The organism is Actinomadura sp. NTSP31 (genome assembly GCF_041951385.1).
Classification (GTDB): Bacteria; Actinomycetota; Actinomycetes; order Streptosporangiales; family Streptosporangiaceae; genus Spirillospora; species Spirillospora napierensis.
This window is the reverse complement of the sequence record NZ_JBGNUT010000026.1, coordinates 1-17,519: the sequence shown is the minus strand read 5'-3', so window position 1 is coordinate 17,519 and position 17,519 is coordinate 1. Positions and strand designations below refer to the sequence as shown.

Below are 17,519 nucleotides of genomic sequence, written 5' to 3'. Positions count from 1 at the left end.
GTCAGCGGCGGCCGGGGATGGCGTCCAGCAGCTCCCGCGTGTGGTCGTGCCGCGCCGCCGCGAAGATCTGCTCGGTGGGGCCGGACTCGACCAGCCGGCCCCGGTGCAGGACGCCGACCTCGTGCGCGATGTGCCGGACCACCGCCAGATCGTGCGAGATGAACAGGTAGCTCACGCCGAGCCCGGCCTGCAGCGCGGCGAGCAGGTCGAGGATCTGCGCCTGCACGGAGACGTCGAGCGCGGACACCGGTTCGTCGCACACGACGAGCTCGGGGTTGAGCACGAGCGCCCGCGCGATCGCGACGCGCTGGCGCTGCCCGCCGGACAGCTCGGCCGGCCGGCGGCCCAGTACCGAGGCCGGGAGTGCGACGAGGTCCACCAGCTCCTTGGCCCGGCCGCGGCGCTGCGCCCGCGAGCCCAGCCCGAACGACGCCAGCGGGTCGGTGACGATCTGCTCGACCGACCGGCGCGGGTCCAGCGACGCGAACGGGTTCTGCTGGACGATCTGCATCCGGCGGCGCAGCAGCCGCTGCGCGGCGCCCCGCGTCCCGGTGATGTCCTCCTCGCCGAGGAGCACGCGCCCGCCGGTCGGATCGGCCAGCCGGAGGATCAGCCGCGCCGTCGTGGACTTCCCCGATCCCGACTCGCCGACCAGCCCGTAGGTCCGGCCGCGGGGGATCGTGAAGCTCACCCCGTCGACGGCCCGGATGGCGTCGGGACGGCCCGCGGAATGGGGCGGCCGGAACTCCTTGACCAGCCCGTCGACGCGCAGGACGGGCCCTTCCTGCGCGTCGACGGCGTCCGTGTCGGCGGCGGTGCGCGGTTCGGCGAACGGGTCCCCGGCAGCGCCGCCGGGGATCGCGGTGAGCCGCACCCGGTGCGCGCGCGGCGTCCGGGCGAGGCCGGGCGCCGCGTCGATCAGGGAGCGGGTGTAGGGGTCGCGGGGGTCGGACAGCACCTCGCCGGGCGTGCCCTGCTCCACGATCGCGCCGGACCGCATCACCAGGACGCGGTCGGCGCGCTCGGCGGCGACGCCGAGGTCATGGGTGATCAGCAGCATGCCGGTGCCCGACTCGCGGACCAGCCCGGCGATGTGGTCGAGGATGCGGCGCTGCACCGTGACGTCGAGCGCGCTCGTCGGCTCGTCGGCCACGATGAGCCGGGGGCGCGCCGCGATCGCGATCGCGATGAGGGCCCGCTGGCGCATGCCGCCCGACAGCTGCGACGGGTACTGCCGCGCCTGGACCTCGGGATCGGGGAGCCCCGCGTCGGCGAGCAGTTCCAGGGTGCGGGCGCGGGCGGTGCGCCGGCCGGCGCCGCCCGACAGCCGCAGCGCCTCGGCGACCTGCGCGCCGATCCGCTGCACCGGGTTCAGCGACGTGCCGGGGTCCTGCGGGATGAGCGCGATCTCCCGGCCGCGCAGTTCGCGCCATCGGCGTTCGGGCAGGCCCGCGAGGTCCCGGCCGCCGAGGCGGATGCGCCCGTGTACGACGCGGGCCGACCGCGGGAGCAGGCCGAGCAGCGCGTACGCCGTCGTGGACTTGCCCGACCCGGACTCGCCGACGATCGCGACCGTCTCGCCCTCCCCCACCGCGAAGCTCGCCGACTCCACCGCGCGGACGTCCGCGTGGCGCACGCGGTAGTGCACCGCCAGGTCCTCGACCTCCAGGAGGCGCGGGCTCATCGCGGTCCCGTCCTTTCAGCGTCGAAGGCGCGCGAGACCCGGTTGGCGGCCAGCACGGTCAGCGCCACCACCGCGCCCGGAAGGAGGGACAGCCACCAGGCGCTGCCGAGGAAGTCGCGCCCGGAGGACACCAGCGAGCCCCATTCCGGCGTCGGCGGCTGGGCGCCGAACCCGAGGAAGCTGAGCGTGGTCACGCCGAGGATCGCCTCGCCGAACAGCAGCAGGGTCAGCACCCACACCGGCCCCATCGAGTTCGGCAGCACGTGCCGGAGCACGACGCGCGTCCACCGCGCCCCGCCGGTCCGGGCGGCCTCCACGAACCCGCTCTCGGACACGCGCAGCACCTCGGCGCGCATCACCCGCGCCGTGCTGGCGATGGCGGCCACGCCGATGGCGACGCCGACGTCGAGCGTGTCGCCCTTGCCGAGCACCGAGACCAGCATCAGCGCCAGCAGCAGGCCGGGGATCGCCAGCAGCACGTCGACCAGGCGCATGATCACCAGGTCGGCGGCGCCGCGCAGGAACCCGGCCAGCAGGCCGAGCAGCGTGCCGGCGCCGAGGCCGATCGCCGTCGCCAGCGCCGCCGCCGGCAGCGTCCGGCCGGTGCCGTGCACCGTCTCGCCGAACAGGTCGCGGCCGAGCCGGTCGGTGCCGAGCGGATGGCCGGGCGACGGGGCGCGCAGGTGCGCGGCGGTATCGACGGCCAGCGGGTCGCCCGGGGCGAGCAGCGACGGGGCGACGGCCGCGACCACGACGAGGCAGATCCAGAGGAGCGACAGTGCGAGCCCGGGGTCGCGCAGGAGTCCCGCCAGGGAGCGCAGCAGGCGGGCGGGGGTCCGCGGCCGTCCCGCGGGCTCGGGTTCCGGGAAGCGCTCGCCGGCCGGCAGGGCGACGTCGGTGACCGACATTCAGCTCACCCCCCGGCCCGCGAGGCCGAACAGCGTGAAGCGCCCCACGGGGCGCCGCGCGACCGCGAGCCGCGGATCGAGGACCTGGTAGAGCAGGTCGACGGCGAGGTTGACGGTGACGAACACCAGCGCGCCGAGCAGCACCACGCCCTGCACGACGGGCAGGTCCTCGGCGGCCACCGCACCCTGGGTGACCTGGCCGAGGCCGTTCCGCGAGAACACCGCCTCCACCACGATCGCGCCGGTCAGCAACCCGCCCACGAGCAGCCCGGCGAGGGTCAGCGTCGGCAGCGCGGCGTTGCGCAGGACGTGCCGGACGTTGACCCGGAACGGTCCCGCGCCCTTGGCGCGCGCGACGGCCACGTAGTCCTTTCCGAGTTCGTCGCCCATGCTCTTGGCCAGGACCTGACCGATGAGGGCCGCGGGCTGGACGGCGATGGTGACGGCGGGGAGCACGAGGCCGCGCAGGCCGCCCTCCCCGATGGCGGGGAACACGTTCCAGGTGAAGGAGAGCCACTGCAGCAGGACCAGCCCGATGACGAAACCCGGGATCGCGACGCCGAGGGGCGGCAGGCCGAGCAGCGTCTGCCGCAGCCACCGCGAGCCGGTCACGGTGGCGAGCACCGCCAGCCCCGTCCCGAGGAGCGCCCCGAGGACGAGCCCCGCCCCCGCCACCGCGAGCGTCGGCGGGAGCGCCCGCCCGATCAGGGAGGTGACCTGCTCGCCGGACTGCAGCGAGCGTCCGAGGTCCCCGTGCAGCGCCCCGCCCAGCTTGCTCAGGTACTGCTCCGTCAGCGGGCGGTCGAGGCCCATCTCATGCCGGAGCTGGGCGAGCTGCTCCGGTGTGACGCTGTTGTCGGCGCCGGCCGCGATCGCGGCCGGATCGCTCGGCAGCGCGTACAGAACGGCGAACGAGAGCGTGTACGCCGCCCAGAGCACGAACACGCCCTGGAGCACCCGTCCGGCCAGAAACCGCGCCATCGATCCGCAAGCCCTTCCTCCGCCGGTGGACCCGGCAATTCCGATTGATGCAACAGGCTGCCGTGAACGGCAGATCCGGATCCCCTTCGGCGCCCCCCTATGCCACCCCTGAGTCGGCGGGCGCGGCCCGGACGGCGAACGCGTGGGCGCCGGGGCCCGCCTCCGCCCGCGAGCCGTCGGGGAGGACGACGTCGGCGGTCGTGCCGGGCGGGACCGTGACCTCCAGTGAGAACCGGCCCCGCTCGGCGCGCCACGCGGCCTCGATCCGCCCGTAGGGGCAGTCGTATTTCAGCTCGGCCCAGGTGAGGCCGCCGCCCGGCTGCGGCTCGACCCGGAACCGCCGGTAGGCGGGCACCTCGGGGTCGAGCCGCACGCCGGCGACGTGGCCGTGCAGGAACTCCACGACGCTCGCCCGCGTCGGCATGTTCAGCGCCAGCATCGTGGCGCCGCTCGGGGCGATGCCGTCCCAGGTCTCCCAGAACGTGGTGCCGCCGTTGTCGATCACCGACATCCAGGACCGTGGCCCGCTGCGCAGCAGCAACTCGTAGGCGAGGTCGAGGTGGCCGTTCTCGGCGAGGACGGGCAGCAGCAGATGCGTCGTCGGCAGCCCCGTGCCGGGCCGCGTGCCCGCGGCGCGGATCAGTTCCGCCAGCCGGTCCGCGGTCCGTGCCCGCAGCGCCTCGGGGACCAGGTCGTAGGCGAGCGCCCGCAGATGCGTGGCCTGGGTGTCGCAGGCCAGCCGCCCGTCGGCGGTGATGAACTCGGCCTGCCACGCGCCGCGCACGTTGTCGGCGAGGCGCCCGTACCGTTGGGCGTCCCCGGTCCGGCCGAGGACGTCCGCGATCCGGGACAGCAGCCGGGCCGACCGGTGAAAGTAGGCGGTCGCGAAGGCCGCGTGGTCGCGGGCCTCCATCTCCTCCACCACGGCGGCGGTGAAGGAGTCCAGATCGGTGGCCCAGGTGGTCCGGCGTCCGCCCAGCGAAGCCGGGCGCCGGGGCGACACCGGGCGCTGCGGCGGCGCCGGTTCGAGGTGCTCGCCGAAGTGGTAGCCGGTGTCCCAGAGGAACTCCTCGTGCGGCGCCGGGACGGGTCGCACCGCGCGCCGGTCCGGGTGCCTGCGCTCCCGGGCGATCCGGGCCACGCGGTCGACCCACGCGGTCATCGACGGGTACTGCCGCTCCAGCAGGCCGTCGTCGCCGTAGGCCCGCCACGTCTCCCAGGGCACCACCACGGCCGCGTCGCCGAAGCCCGCCTGCCCGTGCGGGATGGCGAACCGCGCCGTCAGGCTGCGCGGGCCCAGGGGGTCGGGCGCGTAGTTGCGCACCGTCCCGTCGGGCCACTGGTCGGCGGCGAGGTCCGCCAGCCACTTGGCGCTCAGCCCCGACACGTCGTTCAGCAGCCGGGCGCCCCGGATGTTCCACCCGAAGTCGGTCCAGCCGGCGAGCTCGCGGGTGATCTCGGCCGTCGGGACCTCGCACGCCTGGTTGCGGTAGGTCCAGTAGGCGATCTCGTGGAGCCGGTCGAGCCGGTCGTCGCTGCATCGGAACCAGCCCGTGCGGGGCAGGTCGGAGCTCACCGCGACCGCCGTCACGCCGTCGGCGGTGATCGGGCCGGGATGCCCGTCCACGCGCAGGTAGCGGAAGCCGTGCCGGGTGTGCCGGGGCTCGAAGGCGGGGCCGTCCGGGCCGGCGGAGACCACGCGGTCGGTCTGGATCCCGCGCGCCGGCGCGTACCAGTGCAGGGTGGCCTGCCCGCTGGCGGTGTTGACGTCGGTGCCGTCGGGGGTGAGCGCCTCGGCGTGGGTCAGCGACAGCAACGTGCCCCGCGGCCCGGTGTCGGCCAGCCGCACCCAGCCCCCGAGGTTCTGGCCGAAGTCGATGACGTGCCGGTCCGGGGCCGGGCGAGTGATCGCGACCGGCCGCAGTTCCTGGAGCCGCCGCACCGGCGGAGCGGGCGAGGAGACCAGCCGGGCCGTCGGACGCTCGCGCGCCGCGACCGGCGCCCAGCCGCCTTCGACCGGCCCGGGACCGCTCCACCCGGCCGGCTCGTCGCGGAGGTCGGCGGCGACGCCGTCGAAGAAGTCGGCCGCCTTGACGGCCCCGACCGCCGACCGCCAGTGCGGGCCCGTCCCCGCCACCGTCGAGGTCCCGTCCTCGTGGTCGGCGTGCAACTGGACCAGGAGCGCGGTGCGGTCGCCGAAGCCGTCCGGAAGGCGGTGGTAGGACGTCCGGCCGCGGAACCAGCCGTCGCTGAGAACCGCGCCGAGCACGTTGGCGCCGGCGCGGACCGCCGCGGTCACGTCGTACGCCTGCACGTGCAAGTGGTCGCGGTAGGCGGTGAAGCCGGGGGCGAACTCGGCGTCCCCGACCCGCTCGCCGTTGAGGAACAGCTCGTACACGCCGTGCGCGGTGGCGTACACCCGCGCCCGGACGACCGGGCGCTCGACGGTGAACTCGCCGCGCAGCAGGTAGCCGGGGCGGAAGCCCGCCGGCGGCACCTCGTCCTCCGCGGGCCCGATCCACTCGGCGCGCCAGTCGTCCGGATCGAGGAGGCCCATCTCCCAGCCGGCCGGCTCCGACCAGGCACTGGCCCCGGCGTCGGTGCGAACCCGCACCGCGCATCGCACGGGCTCCCGCGACGCGAGCGGCGGGCCGCCATAGGGGACGAACAGGCTGCGGTCCGAGGCGACCCATCCGGTGTCCCACGGCCGGTCGCCAGCCAGGCCGCGGATCCGGTAGGCCCGCTGCGTCCGGGTTCCGGGCGGCAGCCGCCAGCTCAGCCGGGGCGACCGTTCGGTCAGCCCCAGCGGCGCGGGCCGGTGCTCCAGCCGCAGATCGGTCGGTGCGGACACACCTCACCCCGTTTCGGACCATTTCGGATCGCAGCTGTGCCAAGGAAAACACGGGACAGGGTGGTAACAGCAATGTTCCTTCTTCCGGTGCCGTCCCCCACCGCCTACGTTTGGCGACTGGAGAAAGGCGATCCGCCTTCAACGGAATCGCGGCACGGACGAATGGGAATACGGCGGTACCGATCGTGAAGTTCTTCGGGGTGGCTCCCATCCGTTTCCTGGATTCCGCGGGCGCGGACGAGCCCGCCGCGACGCGGGCGAGCTTCGCCCGCACGGTCGCCACGGCCCGGTACATGGAGGAGCTCGGCTTCGACGGCTTCGGTGTCGGCGAACGCCACCACTGGCCGTTCCTTTCCAGCGCCCCTCCGGTCGTCCTGGCCCACGTCGCGGCGCTGACCGGCGGGATCCGGCTGTTCACCGGCGTGACCCTGCTGTCGATGCTCGACCCGGTGCGCGTCGCCGAGGACTACGCGACCCTGGACCAGCTGTCCGGCGGACGGCTGGAGCTGATCGTCGGCAAGGGCGCCGGGCCGGGCGGCGCGATGTTCGGCCTGGCGCCCGACGAGCAGCGCCCCGCCCTCGCGGACAACTTCCGGCTCCTGCACGAGCTGTGGACCAGGGACGAGGTCTCGTGGCCGGCGGGACGGCGGCCGCGCCTGGACGGTGTGCGCACCCTCCCCCGGCCGCTGCGCGGCCGCCCCAGGATCTGGCACGGGAGTTCGTCGTCACCGGAGTCGGTGGCCCTCGCCGCCGAGTACGGCGACCCCGTGGTGTTCTCCAACGCCGGCCTGTCCAGCGAGAGCGCCCGCCCGCTCGTCGAGCACTACCGCGCCGAATGGGCGCGGCGCGGCCGTCCCGCCGACCGGCTCTTCACCGGCGCGGGCACGCCCGGGTTCCTGGTGGCCAAGACCTCGCAGGCGGCGGTCGACGCGTACCGTCCCGCCTACGAGCGCCTGATCGCGATGCAGCGCGGCATCGGGGCCCGGCCGGCGTTCCCCACCGTGGAGGAGTTCGCCGCGCGCTCGCCGGCGCTCATCGGCAGCCCCGAGCAGGTGATCGACAAGGTGCACCGCCAGCACGCGGTCTTCGGCCATTCGCTCACCGTGGTCAGCGTCGACCCCGACGGCCTGTCCGAGCAGGACCACCGGACGTCCCTCGACCTGTTCGCGACCGAGGTGGCGCCGGCCCTGCGCACCGCGCTCCCCGACCCGCCCCCCTGACCCACCCCTGCCCGGCGGGGTTCGGTTGCCCGCCCGGACGGGCGCGTGCGACGCTGAGTCGTCCGCACCGGGGAAGGGAGCCCGATGACAGCAGGAGCCCGGCTGCCCGACGACGTCGAACCGGACACGTGCGCGGCGTTCCGCGACGCCCTCGACCGGGTCGGCAGCAAGTGGGGAATCGCGATCATCGCGGCCGCGAGCGACGGGCCCATCCGGTTCGCCGAACTGCACCGCTCGATCCCCGGCATCAGCCGCCGCATGCTCACCCTCACGCTGCGCACGCTGGAGCGCGACGGGCTCATCACCCGCACCGTCCACCCCACCGTGCCCCCGCAGGTCGAGTACACCGCCACGGCGCTCGCCGAGGAGCTGTTCGCCTCCACCCGCGCCCTGTCGGCCTGGGCGGAGAACAACCACGCGAAGATCGCGGCGGCCCGCGCCGCCTACGACGGCGACGAGACCGCCCGGCACGAGGACCACGGCGCGGCCGCGACCCGGACCCCCGCCGGGCCGCGGCCGTGATCCGGGCTACCGCCGGCTCGTGACGAACTCCCTGATCGTGCCGATCACGTAGTCGATCATCTCGTCGGTGAGGCCGGGGAAGACCCCGATCCAGAAGGTCCGCGCGGTGATGACGTCGCTGTTGCCGAGACTTCCCGACACCCGGTACTCCCTGCCCCGGTAGGCGGGCTGCCGGGTCAGGTTGCCGGCGAACAGCATCCGGGTGCCGATCCGCCGGTCCTCCAGGTGGGCGACGATCTCGTCCCGGTCGAACGGCGCGTCGGCGGTGACGGTGATGACGAAGCCGAACCAGCTCGGGTCGCTGCCGGGCGTGGGCTCGGGCAGGAGCAGGCCCGGCAGGCCGTCCAGGCCCTCGCGCAGCCGCCGCCAGTTGCGCCGCCGGGCGGCGCCGAACTCCGGCAGCCGCCTGAGCTGCGAGAGGCCCAGCGCCGCCTGCAGATCCGTCGTCTTCAGGTTGTAGCCCACGTGCGAGAACGTGTACTTGTGGTCGTAGCCGTACGGCAGGTCGCCGAACTGCTGGGTGTAGCGCTTCCCGCAGCTGTCGCAGTCCCCCGGCTCGCACCAGCAGTCCCGGCCCCAGTCGCGCAGCGACTCCACGATCCGCGCGAGCCTCGGCCGGTCGGTGGTGACGCAGCCGCCCTCGCCCATGGTCAGGTGATGGGCGGGATAGAAGCTCACGGTGCTGAAGTCGCCGAACGTCCCGGTCGGCCGCCCCCGGTACCTGGCGTCGACGCCGTCGCAGTTGTCCTCGACGAAGAAGAGCCCGTGCTCGGCGGCCAGCTCGGCCACCTCCGCCGCCGGGAAGGGGTTGCCCAGCGCGTGCGCGATCATGATGCCGCGGGTGCGGGGGCCGATCGCCTCGGCGACCCGCTCGGCCGTGGTGTTGTAGGTGCCGAGCTCGACGTCGACGAAGACCGGCACCATCTGGTTCTGCAGGATCGGGTTGACCGTCGTGGGGAATCCCGCCGCGACCGTGACGATCTCGTCGCCCGGTTTCAGCCGGGCGGCGCCGATCTCCGGCTGCGTCAGCGCGGTCAGCGCCAGCAGGTTGGCCGACGACCCCGAGTTGGTCAGATGGACCTTGCGGCGCCGCAGGGTCCGCCCCAGCTCCCGCTCCAGTGCCAGGGCGCTCGGACCCGCGGCGATGCGCAGGTTGAGCGCGGCCTCGACCAGCGCGGCCCGGTCGTCCTCGTTCAGGTCGGCGCCCGAGGGCATCACGAGAGTCTCGCCCGGTACGAAGCGCCGGCTCCGTTCCTTTTCGCGGTGGTATTCGCGGACCAGTTCCAGGATCAGGTCCTGGGAGTCACCCATTATCGCCTCCAGGCGGCGCCATGAAGCACGCTCCTCGCCCATCAAAGCAACGCACCGCACGACCGCGCCCCCTGTAGGCCCCCCTCAACATCCGGACGAACCGCGAACGGCGAATCGCGGGGAGACGGCAATATGACCGGCTGCGGTCAGAGGGACTTCTCCATGCAGATCGAGAAAGTCAGCCACTCGTACGGCGGAAAAACGGGAATGCGGGTGTAGCCCTCGCGCTCGTACAGCCGGACGGCGTCCGGCTGCCGGTCCCCCGTCTGCAGGACGACACGGGACGCCCCGAGGGATCGGGCGGCCCTCTCCGCCGCCGCCAGCAGCGCGGCGGCGACTCCCGAACCGCGATGCGCGGGCGCCACGTACATCCGTTTCAACTCGACGTCGCCGCCGTATCGCCGCAGCGCGATGTGGCCGACTCCGGTTCCGCCGGCATAGGCGACGCCGACGTACACCACCTGCTCGGCCTCGACGCCGAGCGTGCCGTCCGCCTTCCGCTCCGGGGCCGCCGCCGCGGCGAGGATCTTCGCGACCCGGTCGGCGTACCGGCTCTCCATCTCCGCCTGCATCGCGTCCCGGAGGGTCGCGGCGACGGGATCGTCCCATTCGGTGGCGCGAACCTCGAAACCCCGGTCATCCGCCCTTCGCATCGGCATCCCCACCAATGTCTACTTTTTCGACCTATTGAGAAGGGATATTAGGGCACTCCGGCCGCGGCGGGCTTCACCGGGAGCCCGCGGCACGGCCGGGAGCCGCCTTCTGGCATCGTGGCCGTGATCGGGCCGGCGGTCCGCCGACCGAGGCGCTCGCCAAGGAAAGGGAAGCCCGATGAGCACCCACATCGTCGTCGGGGCCGGCCTCACCGGCGCCGCGACCGCCTGGCAACTGGCCCGGCGCGGCCACGCGGTCACCGTGCTGGAACGCTCCACGCCGGCCAACGGCGAGGGCAGCTCGCACGGGTCCGCCCGCATCCTCCGCTACGCCTACCCCGACCCGTTCTACGCCCGGCTCGTCGTCGACGCGCGGGACGAGTGGGAGGAGCTCGAGCGCCTCGCCGGCGAGCGGCTCATCAGCCCGACGGGGTCGGTGGACTTCGGAGCCGGCCGGGCCCCGGGCGCGCTGGCGGCCGTGTTCGAGGAGGTCGGCGTCGAGCACGAACTGCTCACCGCCGCCGCGGCCTCCGCGCGCTGGCCGCAGTTCGACTTCGGCGGCGGCGACGCGGGCGTGCTGTGGCACCCGGCCGCCGGTGTGATCGACGCGGAGTCCGCGGTCTCGGCCATGCTGCGGCTGGCGCGGGCCGACGGCGCCCGCGTCGAGACCGGCTGGCCGGTGGCCTCGGTCGAGCGCGTGCGCGCCGGCCTCCGGGTGGTCGGATCGGACGGGCGCACCGAGGAGGCCGAGAAGGTCGTCGTCGCCGCCGGCGGCTGGCTCCCCGACCTGCTCGGCGGCCTCGCCCTGCCGGAGTCCTTCCTGGCCGCGTTCCCGCCGCTGCGGGTGATGCGGGAGAACGCCTACCACTTCCCCTACCGCGCCGAGCCGGGCGGGCCGTGGCCGACGTTCATCCACGACACCGGGGCCATGCTGGTCTACGGCCTGCCGGGCGGGCGCGACGCCGTCCTCCCGGACGGCCGGAACGGCCTGAAGGTGGCGGAGTACAACGGCGGGCGGCCGATCCGCAGCGCGGCGGTGCGGAACGGTGGCATCGACCCCGCCAACCGCGCCCGGATCGTCGCGTACGTCCGGCGGACCCTGCCCGGCCTCGTCCCCGAGCCGTACGCCGAGACGACCTGCCTCTTCACCAACACGCCGACCGAGGATTTCGTGGTCGACGGCGTGGACGGGTTACCGTCGCCTCGCCCTGCTCGGGGCACGGCGCCAAGTTCGCGCCGCTGCTCGGCCGGATCATCGCCGACGCGGCGTCGGGCGAGCGCGCCGCACCGGAGAGATTCCGAGTATTCCGGCGGGAATAGTGCGGCTTCCTCCCGGGTTGCCGCCGACATGACGATCGGAGTGGTGCTCAACCCAGGTGAGACCGGCAACGCGGTGGACGACGTGGTCGCGGCGGCGAAACGGGCCGAAGCCGCGGGGCTGGGTTCCGTCTGGCTCGGGCAGCGGTTCGACTACGACGCGGTCGCGCTGGCGGGCCTGGTGGGCCGCGAGGCGCCCGGACTGGCCGTCGGGACGTCCGCCGTGCCGATCTTCGCGCGGCACCCGATCCTGGTCGCGAGCCAGGCGCAGACCTCCCAGGCCGCGACGCACGGCCGGTTCACCCTGGGACTCGCGCTCGGGGCCAGGACGTTCGTCGAGCCGGTGTTCGGCGTGCCGCACGACCGGCCCGTCACCCGGCTGGCCGAGTTCCTCACGGTGCTGCGCTCCCTGGCCGAGACCGGCACCGCGGACTTCCGGGGCGAGACGCTGACGGCCGCGCCACCGATGCCGACGACCCTGCCGGGCGCGGAGCCCGCGGTGCCGCTGCTGGTCGCCGCGATGGGCCCGCAGGCCCTGCGCGTCACCGGCGAACTGGGCGACGGCACGCTCCCCTTCCTGGCCGGTCCGCGAGCCCTCGGCGAGCACATCGTCCCGGCCGTCACCGCGGCCGCCGCACGCGCCGGACGTCCGGCACCCCGCGTCGTCGCCCTGGTCCCCGGGCTGGTGACCGGCGACGTCGACACCGCGCGGAAAGCCGCCGACGAGCAGCTCGCCTTCTACGACCGGATTCCCTCCTACCAGCGGGTCGTCGCGCTCGAAGGCGCCTCCAAGGCGGCGGAGCTCTTCGTCGCGGGCGACGAGGAGACCGTCGCCGCCGAGGTCCGGCGCTACTTCGACGCCGGCGCGACCGAGGTCGTCTTTTCCCAGACCGGCCTCACGGGGCCGGCCGACCAGGCCAGGACCTGGGGCCTCCTCGGCGACCTCGCAGGCGGCGCCGCGGCCGAATGAGCAGGCGCGCCACGGCCGAATGAGCGGGCTGCGCGTCAGCCTTCCGGCGGGGTCGTGCGCAGCTCGGCGGCGTGCTCGGCGGCCCACCGGCCCAGCGCCGCGAGCTGCTCGCGCAGCGACGCTCCGACCGCGGTCAGCGCATACTCCACACGGCCCGCCCTGCCGGGGGCCGGAGTCCGGCTCACGAGCCCATCGGCCTCCAGCGTCCGCAGGGTGCGGGTGAGCACGCGGCGGCTGATCCCCTCGATGGCGCGGTCCAGTTCGTTGAAGCCGTGCGGCCGGTCGGCGAGCAGCCGGATGACCGCGGGGCTCCACCTGTCGCCGACCCGCCGCAGGACGGCCGTCACCGGGCAGGCGCCGTACTCGGCGGCGGTGACGACGAGCCCGCGCGTCCCCCCTCCGGACGTCGCCGGGCGGGCGGACGGCACGTCAGTGGACATGAAAGTTCCTTCTTCCGGTCGCGCCGGGATCGTCACGAAGATCAGCGTATGCACACGTTCGACATCGGCGCGGTCTCGGTGACCCGGATCCCGCACTTCGAGAACCTGCCCCTGACCCCCGCCGCACTGCTCCCCGGTACCGGCCCCGGCGTCTGGGAGGCGAACCGCGCCTGGCTCGCTCCCGACCACTGGGACCCCGGCTCCGGCCGCGTTCGCATCTCCGTCCACAGCTGGCTGCTGCGCAGTGCCGGGCGCACGGTCCTCATCGACACCGGCCTTGCCCCCGGCCCCCGCCAGGAGGGCGTGCCCGCCGGCGGCGACCTGCCGGCGGCGCTCGCCGCCGCGGGCGTGGCCCCCGGCGACATCGACCTCGTGGTGTGCACCCATCTGCACGCCGACCACGTCGGCTGGAACACCCGCGAGGACGACGGCGGCCACGTACCGTTCTTCACCCGGGCCCGGTACCTCTTCTCCGCCCCCGACCTCGCCTTCTTCGCCCCGGACACGCTGGTGGAGGAGCCCGGGCGCAGCGCCGCCGTCCATGCCCGGTCGGTGGAGCCGGTGCTGCGCTCGGGGCAGGCGGTCGTCTGGGACGACCACTTCATCATCGACGAGAACCTGCGGCTCGACCTCGCACCCGGGCACACGCCCGGGCACGGGGTGCTCACCGTGGAGTCCGAAGGCGAGCGCGCGTTGTTCGTCGGCGACCTGCTCCACACGCCCGTCCAGCTTCTGGAACCGGACGCCTCCAGCTGTTTCTGCCACGACCCGTCCGCCGCCGCCCGAACCCGCCGCCGCATCCTCGAACGGGCCGCGGACACCGCCGCGCTCGTCGTCCCGGCCCATTTCTGCGGGCCGGGCGCCGTCGAGATCGGCCGCGACGGGACGCGGTTCACGGCCCGCCGCTGGGTCGCCTGACCGCCGGCGTCCGGGAGCCTCCCTACGGATTCAGCGGCGGCAGGGCCAGGTGCTCGCGCAGGGTCTCGCCCTCGTACGCGGTGCGGTACGCGCCACGTTCCTGCAGTTCGGGGACCAGCTTGTCGACGATGTCCTCCAGCGCGGAGGGGATCAGATACGGGGTGATGTTGAACCCGTCGGCGGCACGGGTGCGGACATAGCGGACCCATTCGTCGGCGATCTGCGACGGCGTGCCGACGAAGGCCGGGTGGCCGGGCGCGACCTCCCGCGCCAGCTCCAGCATCGACAGGCCGCGCTGCTCGGCCTGCTCGCGCCATCCGGCGATCAGCGCCAGCTTGCCGGTGCGCCGCTCGATGGGGATGGTGCCGCGGGACGGGTCGAGTTCGCCCTCGACGGGCTCGATGTCGGGAAGCGGCCCGTGCGGGTCGTAGCCGGACAGGTCCGTCCCCCAGTACTGCTCGAAGAACGTGATCGCGCGCGGTGCCGACATCTGCTCCTCGCGCACCCAGCGGGCCCGCTCGCGGGCCTCGTCCGGTGTGTCGCCGAGGACGACGGAGGCGCCGGGCAGGATCCGCAGCGAGTCGGCCGGGCGCCCGTGCCTGGCCAGCCGTTCGCGCAGGTCGGCGGCGTAGGCGACGGCCTTGTCGTACTGGGTGTTCGCCGAGAACACCACGTCGGCGCGGGACGCGGCGAGCTCCCGGCCCCCGGCGGAGTCGCCGGCCTGGAAGAGCACCGGCCGGCCCTGCCGGCTCGCGGGGACCGTCGCGACGGCACGGAGGTCGACCAGGTCGGTGCTTCGGGCGACCTCGCCGATGGAGCCGGGGCGGGCCCAGCTCTTCGCCTCCCCGGTGTCTGCGACGGCGGCCGGGTCCCATGCGCCCCACAGCGCGGTGACCGCGTCGACGAACTGGCCGGCCCTGTCGTAGCGGCGCTCGTGCTCCAGCCACCCGCCGTGGCGGAAGTTCGCGCCCGTCCAGGCGTTGTCGGTGGTGACGATGTTCCAGCCGGCGCGGCCGTCTGACAGCAGGTCCAGGCTCGCGAGCCGGCGGGCCAGGTCGGCCGGGAAGTTGTACGTGGTGTTCTGGGTGGCGACCAGCCCGATCCGCTCGGTGACCGCGGCGAGCGCGGACAGCTGCGTGATCGCGTCGGGGCGGCCCGCCACGTCCTGGTCGTGGACGCGGCCCCGGTTCTCCCGCACGCGCAGTCCCTCGCCGAGGAAGAACGCGTCGAACAGGCCGCGCTCCAGCAGCCGGGCGACGCCGGTGAAGGTCTCGATCGCGACGTGGTCGGCGGCGGACGGATCGTTCCAAACGAGCTGCGGGCCCACACCGGTGTAGAAGACGCCGAGGTGCACGCGGGCGTGCGGGTCGTAGGGGGCGCCCGTGGAGGCTTCGGTCATGGTCGGGTTCTCCTCAGGAGGCGGCGGTGAACCTGTTCGCGGGACGGGGCAGGCCGAGGGACTCCCGCAGCGTCGCGCCCGGCGCGGGCGGACGGTGCAGTCCGGCCGCCTCCAGGGCGGGCAGCACGTGCTCGGCGAGCAGGGGCAGGTCGGCGGCGAGGACGGCCGGGTGCAGCCGCACCCCGTCCACGTCCCCGGCCAGCGACCGCAGCAGGCCGGCGAACCCGACGGCGGAGCCCACGTACCGGAACCGGCCGGTGTCCGGCCAGGCCGCGGCCTCCTCCAGTTGGGCGGCGCGTCCGGCGGCGGACGCGTCGGTCTCGGCCAGGACGACCTCGATCTCGGCGAACGCCAGCGGGGCGCCGGCCTTCCTGGCCGCCGCCGCGCGTTCGCGGAGCGCGGCGGTGTCGCGCCCGCCGACCAGGGCGATGTCGGCGCGGGCTCCGAGGCCCAGCGCGGCCGGGGCGAGGACCACGACCTGGCCCTGCGGCGGCCGAGGCGTGATGAGCGGGCCCTTGACCGTGAACCGGGCTCCTTCGAAGTCGACGTGGTGCACCCGTGCGGCGTCCAGGAAACGGCCGGTCGCGGCGTCCTTGATGACGGCGTCGTCCTCCCAGGAGTCCCAGAGCAGCCGGGCGGCGTCGACGACGTCGCGCACCTCCCGCCGCAGCTCCTCCGGTGCGAGCGGGGCGGCCCCGATCGTCGCCGCCGACTCCGGGTCGTTCGCCGCCCCGACCAGCCATGCCGCCCGGCCGCGGCCGGCGTGGTCCAGGCTCGCGAGCTGGGTGGCGAGATGGAAGGGCTCGGTCGTCGTCGCGTGCAGGGCCGGGGCGAGTCCGATCCGCTCGGTGATCGTCGCGGCGAACGCCGCCCGGGTGCCGGCCTCCAGCCGCCCGGCGGCGTTGACGGCCGCGTGCGGCGGGACGGGCGTGTCGTCGAACGTGGCCAGCGTGAACCCGGCCGCCTCCGCGGCGGCGACGCCCTCGCGCAGCGCGCCCGCGGTGAGGACGGCGCCGGGGCGCCGCCCGGAGTACCGCCACGCGGCCGGGTGAGCGCCGTCCCCGTCCAGTTCGATGGCCGCCGGCAGGCGGGGTTCCCTCATGCGTCACCTTCCGGCTCGCGGTCGGGGCCCGTCCTCCGCCGGCGGCCCCGCACCTGTGCCGCGAACATAGGCACCACCCAAGGTTATCGTCAATACCTACCGTTAAAGTAGGAAATAAGACACCCTGGCGATCTTCGGCGACCCCACACGGAGGAGGCATGCGCCAACGTTTGGTTTGAGTGTCCAAAACGAGACGCTGGACCGGCGGGTCGCGGTCAAGGTGATTTCGCTGCTCGGCGGGGGCGGGAGCCGCGCGAGTGAAGCGCGTGCCCGGTTCCGACATCCAGGCGTCATTGCGGCAGTGATCGAACTGAGTGCTGAGCACGAGGGCGATCACCTCCTGCCCGATGGGAGCCGATGCGACGGCCTGGCCAGGAATGACACCAGCCAGGCCGGCGAGACACTGAGGGAGGGAATCCGCCGGCCTGGCTGGATGTGCTGACGCAGAGCGAGACTGTCTTGCTGCTGTCCCTCCTTCCCATCGCCACTCTGTCGGCGACCAGACCAGCGCCAGGCGGGCGGAACGAGCACACCGGCCGCACCCGCCCGCTCGGTGCCGTGCTGCCTTTTGCCTGGAGTCGCTGCGCCGAGGGCGCGGGCGGCGCCGCCGGGTGCGTCACGGCCGACGTCGCGGGAAGCCGGCCTCCAGGATGACGGCGCCACCATCGACCTGGGACGTGATCGGCGGAGGTGAACGTTGACGCCGGATCGTGCTGCCGGTGGCGGTGGCCAGGTCCCGGCCCGATGCCCGGGCAGGGACCTGGGGCACCCGATATCGCCACGGTCGCCCGGTCGGCGGAGTAGCGGGAGGCGCGGGCGGCCCCGGCCGGGCGGGTGGCGCGCCATAACTCGCCGCGATCAGGGCGTCGAACTCCTCGCGCAGCCACTGGTCGTCGGCGCAGATCAGCTCCGCGAACTCGCGGCCGACCCGCCGCGGCACCCATGTCGGGGCAACGCCCACCATTTCGATCACTCCCCTGGAACCTCTGCCAGCGTCGCCAGGTCAACGACCGATACAACTTTTCTATACCCACGACTACAGGAAAATGTCAAGCATGCACCGAGCAGGACCCTGGATAAGCGCGGCTCGACGCCCCTCCCGACTTCAGTGGCTGGCCTTGGCCTCCTGCGGGTCCTCGCCGGAGAAGACCAAGGCAGCACCTGCCGCGTCTCCGTCCCGCGCCAGCCACGCACCCGTGAGCGCCTCGCCGTCCACTACCCGCGCCCCCACCCCCACCCACCC

General features: G+C 74.3%; 13 protein-coding genes. 4 read left to right on the top strand and 9 right to left on the bottom strand.

The annotated features are described in order from the left end of the window. Position 1: 1 nt before the first annotated feature. The 4 genes from ACA514_RS34535 to ACA514_RS34520 all read right to left on the bottom strand — a co-directional run bounded on the left by ACA514_RS34535 (position 2) and on the right by ACA514_RS34520 (position 6,424). On the bottom strand, positions 2–1,684 hold the full coding sequence (locus ACA514_RS34535) for a dipeptide ABC transporter ATP-binding protein (RefSeq protein ID WP_375045466.1): 1,683 nt from the start codon (positions 1,682–1,684) through the stop codon (positions 2–4). Next, positions 1,681–2,592: an ABC transporter permease gene (locus ACA514_RS34530; protein WP_375045465.1), complete on the bottom strand. Its 912-nt coding sequence runs from the start codon at positions 2,590–2,592 to the stop codon at positions 1,681–1,683. The genes ACA514_RS34535 and ACA514_RS34530 overlap by 4 nt, the downstream gene beginning before the upstream one ends. After that, complete coding sequence (locus tag ACA514_RS34525) at positions 2,593–3,573, bottom strand: ABC transporter permease (protein ID WP_375045464.1); 981 nt, start codon at positions 3,571–3,573, stop codon at positions 2,593–2,595. A 97-nt stretch (positions 3,574–3,670) separates the two neighbouring features. After that, complete coding sequence (locus ACA514_RS34520) at positions 3,671–6,424, bottom strand: family 78 glycoside hydrolase catalytic domain (RefSeq protein WP_375045463.1); 2,754 nt, start codon at positions 6,422–6,424, stop codon at positions 3,671–3,673. A 200-nt stretch (positions 6,425–6,624) separates the two neighbouring features. On the opposite strand from ACA514_RS34520, the gene ACA514_RS34515 reads away from it, so the two are divergent. Together ACA514_RS34515 and ACA514_RS34510 are read left to right on the top strand one after the other, a co-directional pair. Beyond that, entirely contained in the window at positions 6,625–7,644 is a 1,020-nt protein-coding gene (locus tag ACA514_RS34515) for an LLM class flavin-dependent oxidoreductase (protein ID WP_375045462.1), read from the top strand. 84 nt (positions 7,645–7,728) lie between these two features. Next, positions 7,729–8,166 carry a winged helix-turn-helix transcriptional regulator gene (locus ACA514_RS34510; protein WP_375045461.1) on the top strand — a complete coding sequence of 146 codons (438 nt, stop codon included), beginning with the start codon at positions 7,729–7,731 and terminating at the stop codon, positions 8,164–8,166. A 6-nt stretch (positions 8,167–8,172) separates the two neighbouring features. Here the strand turns inward: ACA514_RS34510 and rfbH are convergent, their stop codons facing one another. Both rfbH and ACA514_RS34500 read right to left on the bottom strand, forming a co-directional pair. Then, positions 8,173–9,477, bottom strand: a complete 1,305-nt coding sequence (gene rfbH, locus ACA514_RS34505) for a lipopolysaccharide biosynthesis protein RfbH (protein WP_375045460.1) — start codon at positions 9,475–9,477, stop codon at positions 8,173–8,175. A gap of 146 nt (positions 9,478–9,623) precedes the next feature. Then, positions 9,624–10,130: a GNAT family N-acetyltransferase gene (locus ACA514_RS34500; protein ID WP_375045459.1), complete on the bottom strand. Its 507-nt coding sequence runs from the start codon at positions 10,128–10,130 to the stop codon at positions 9,624–9,626. Positions 10,131–10,308: 178 nt separating this feature from the next. On the opposite strand from ACA514_RS34500, the gene ACA514_RS34495 reads away from it, so the two are divergent. After that, entirely contained in the window at positions 10,309–12,417 is a 2,109-nt protein-coding gene (locus ACA514_RS34495) for a TIGR03564 family F420-dependent LLM class oxidoreductase (protein ID WP_375045458.1), read from the top strand. Positions 12,418–12,452: 35 nt separating this feature from the next. Here the strand turns inward: ACA514_RS34495 and ACA514_RS34490 are convergent, their stop codons facing one another. Beyond that, on the bottom strand, positions 12,453–12,857 hold the full coding sequence (locus tag ACA514_RS34490; protein WP_375045457.1) for a winged helix-turn-helix transcriptional regulator: 405 nt from the start codon (positions 12,855–12,857) through the stop codon (positions 12,453–12,455). Positions 12,858–12,905: 48 nt separating this feature from the next. Between ACA514_RS34490 and ACA514_RS34485 the strand changes: the two genes are divergently transcribed. Further along, a complete protein-coding gene (locus ACA514_RS34485) occupies positions 12,906–13,775 on the top strand; it encodes an MBL fold metallo-hydrolase (RefSeq protein ID WP_375045456.1) in 870 nt (289 codons plus the stop codon). Positions 13,776–13,797: 22 nt separating this feature from the next. Here ACA514_RS34485 and ACA514_RS34480 read toward each other — a convergent pair whose 3' ends face one another. Both ACA514_RS34480 and ACA514_RS34475 read right to left on the bottom strand, forming a co-directional pair. Continuing rightward, positions 13,798–15,174 (bottom strand): NtaA/DmoA family FMN-dependent monooxygenase, encoded by a 1,377-nt coding sequence (locus ACA514_RS34480; protein ID WP_375045455.1) that lies wholly within the window; start codon positions 15,172–15,174, stop codon positions 13,798–13,800. A 13-nt stretch (positions 15,175–15,187) separates the two neighbouring features. Continuing rightward, positions 15,188–16,276 carry an LLM class flavin-dependent oxidoreductase gene (locus tag ACA514_RS34475; RefSeq protein WP_375045454.1) on the bottom strand — a complete coding sequence of 363 codons (1,089 nt, stop codon included), beginning with the start codon at positions 16,274–16,276 and terminating at the stop codon, positions 15,188–15,190. Positions 16,277–17,519 lie beyond the last annotated feature (1,243 nt).

Coding starts and splice junctions, on each gene's coding strand:
- ACA514_RS34475 (WP_375045454.1), bottom strand. CDS start 16,276: ATGAGGGAACCCCGCCTGCCGGCGGCCATCGAACTGGACGGGGACGGC.
- ACA514_RS34500 (WP_375045459.1), bottom strand. CDS start 10,130: ATGCGAAGGGCGGATGACCGGGGTTTCGAGGTTCGCGCCACCGAATGG.
- rfbH (WP_375045460.1), bottom strand. CDS start 9,477: ATGGGTGACTCCCAGGACCTGATCCTGGAACTGGTCCGCGAATACCAC.
- ACA514_RS34525 (WP_375045464.1), bottom strand. CDS start 3,573: ATGGCGCGGTTTCTGGCCGGACGGGTGCTCCAGGGCGTGTTCGTGCTC.
- ACA514_RS34510 (WP_375045461.1), top strand. CDS start 7,729: ATGACAGCAGGAGCCCGGCTGCCCGACGACGTCGAACCGGACACGTGC.
- ACA514_RS34535 (WP_375045466.1), bottom strand. CDS start 1,684: ATGAGCCCGCGCCTCCTGGAGGTCGAGGACCTGGCGGTGCACTACCGC.
- ACA514_RS34485 (WP_375045456.1), top strand. CDS start 12,906: ATGCACACGTTCGACATCGGCGCGGTCTCGGTGACCCGGATCCCGCAC.
- ACA514_RS34480 (WP_375045455.1), bottom strand. CDS start 15,174: ATGACCGAAGCCTCCACGGGCGCCCCCTACGACCCGCACGCCCGCGTG.
- ACA514_RS34530 (WP_375045465.1), bottom strand. CDS start 2,592: ATGTCGGTCACCGACGTCGCCCTGCCGGCCGGCGAGCGCTTCCCGGAA.
- ACA514_RS34490 (WP_375045457.1), bottom strand. CDS start 12,857: ATGTCCACTGACGTGCCGTCCGCCCGCCCGGCGACGTCCGGAGGGGGG.
- ACA514_RS34495 (WP_375045458.1), top strand. CDS start 10,309: ATGAGCACCCACATCGTCGTCGGGGCCGGCCTCACCGGCGCCGCGACC.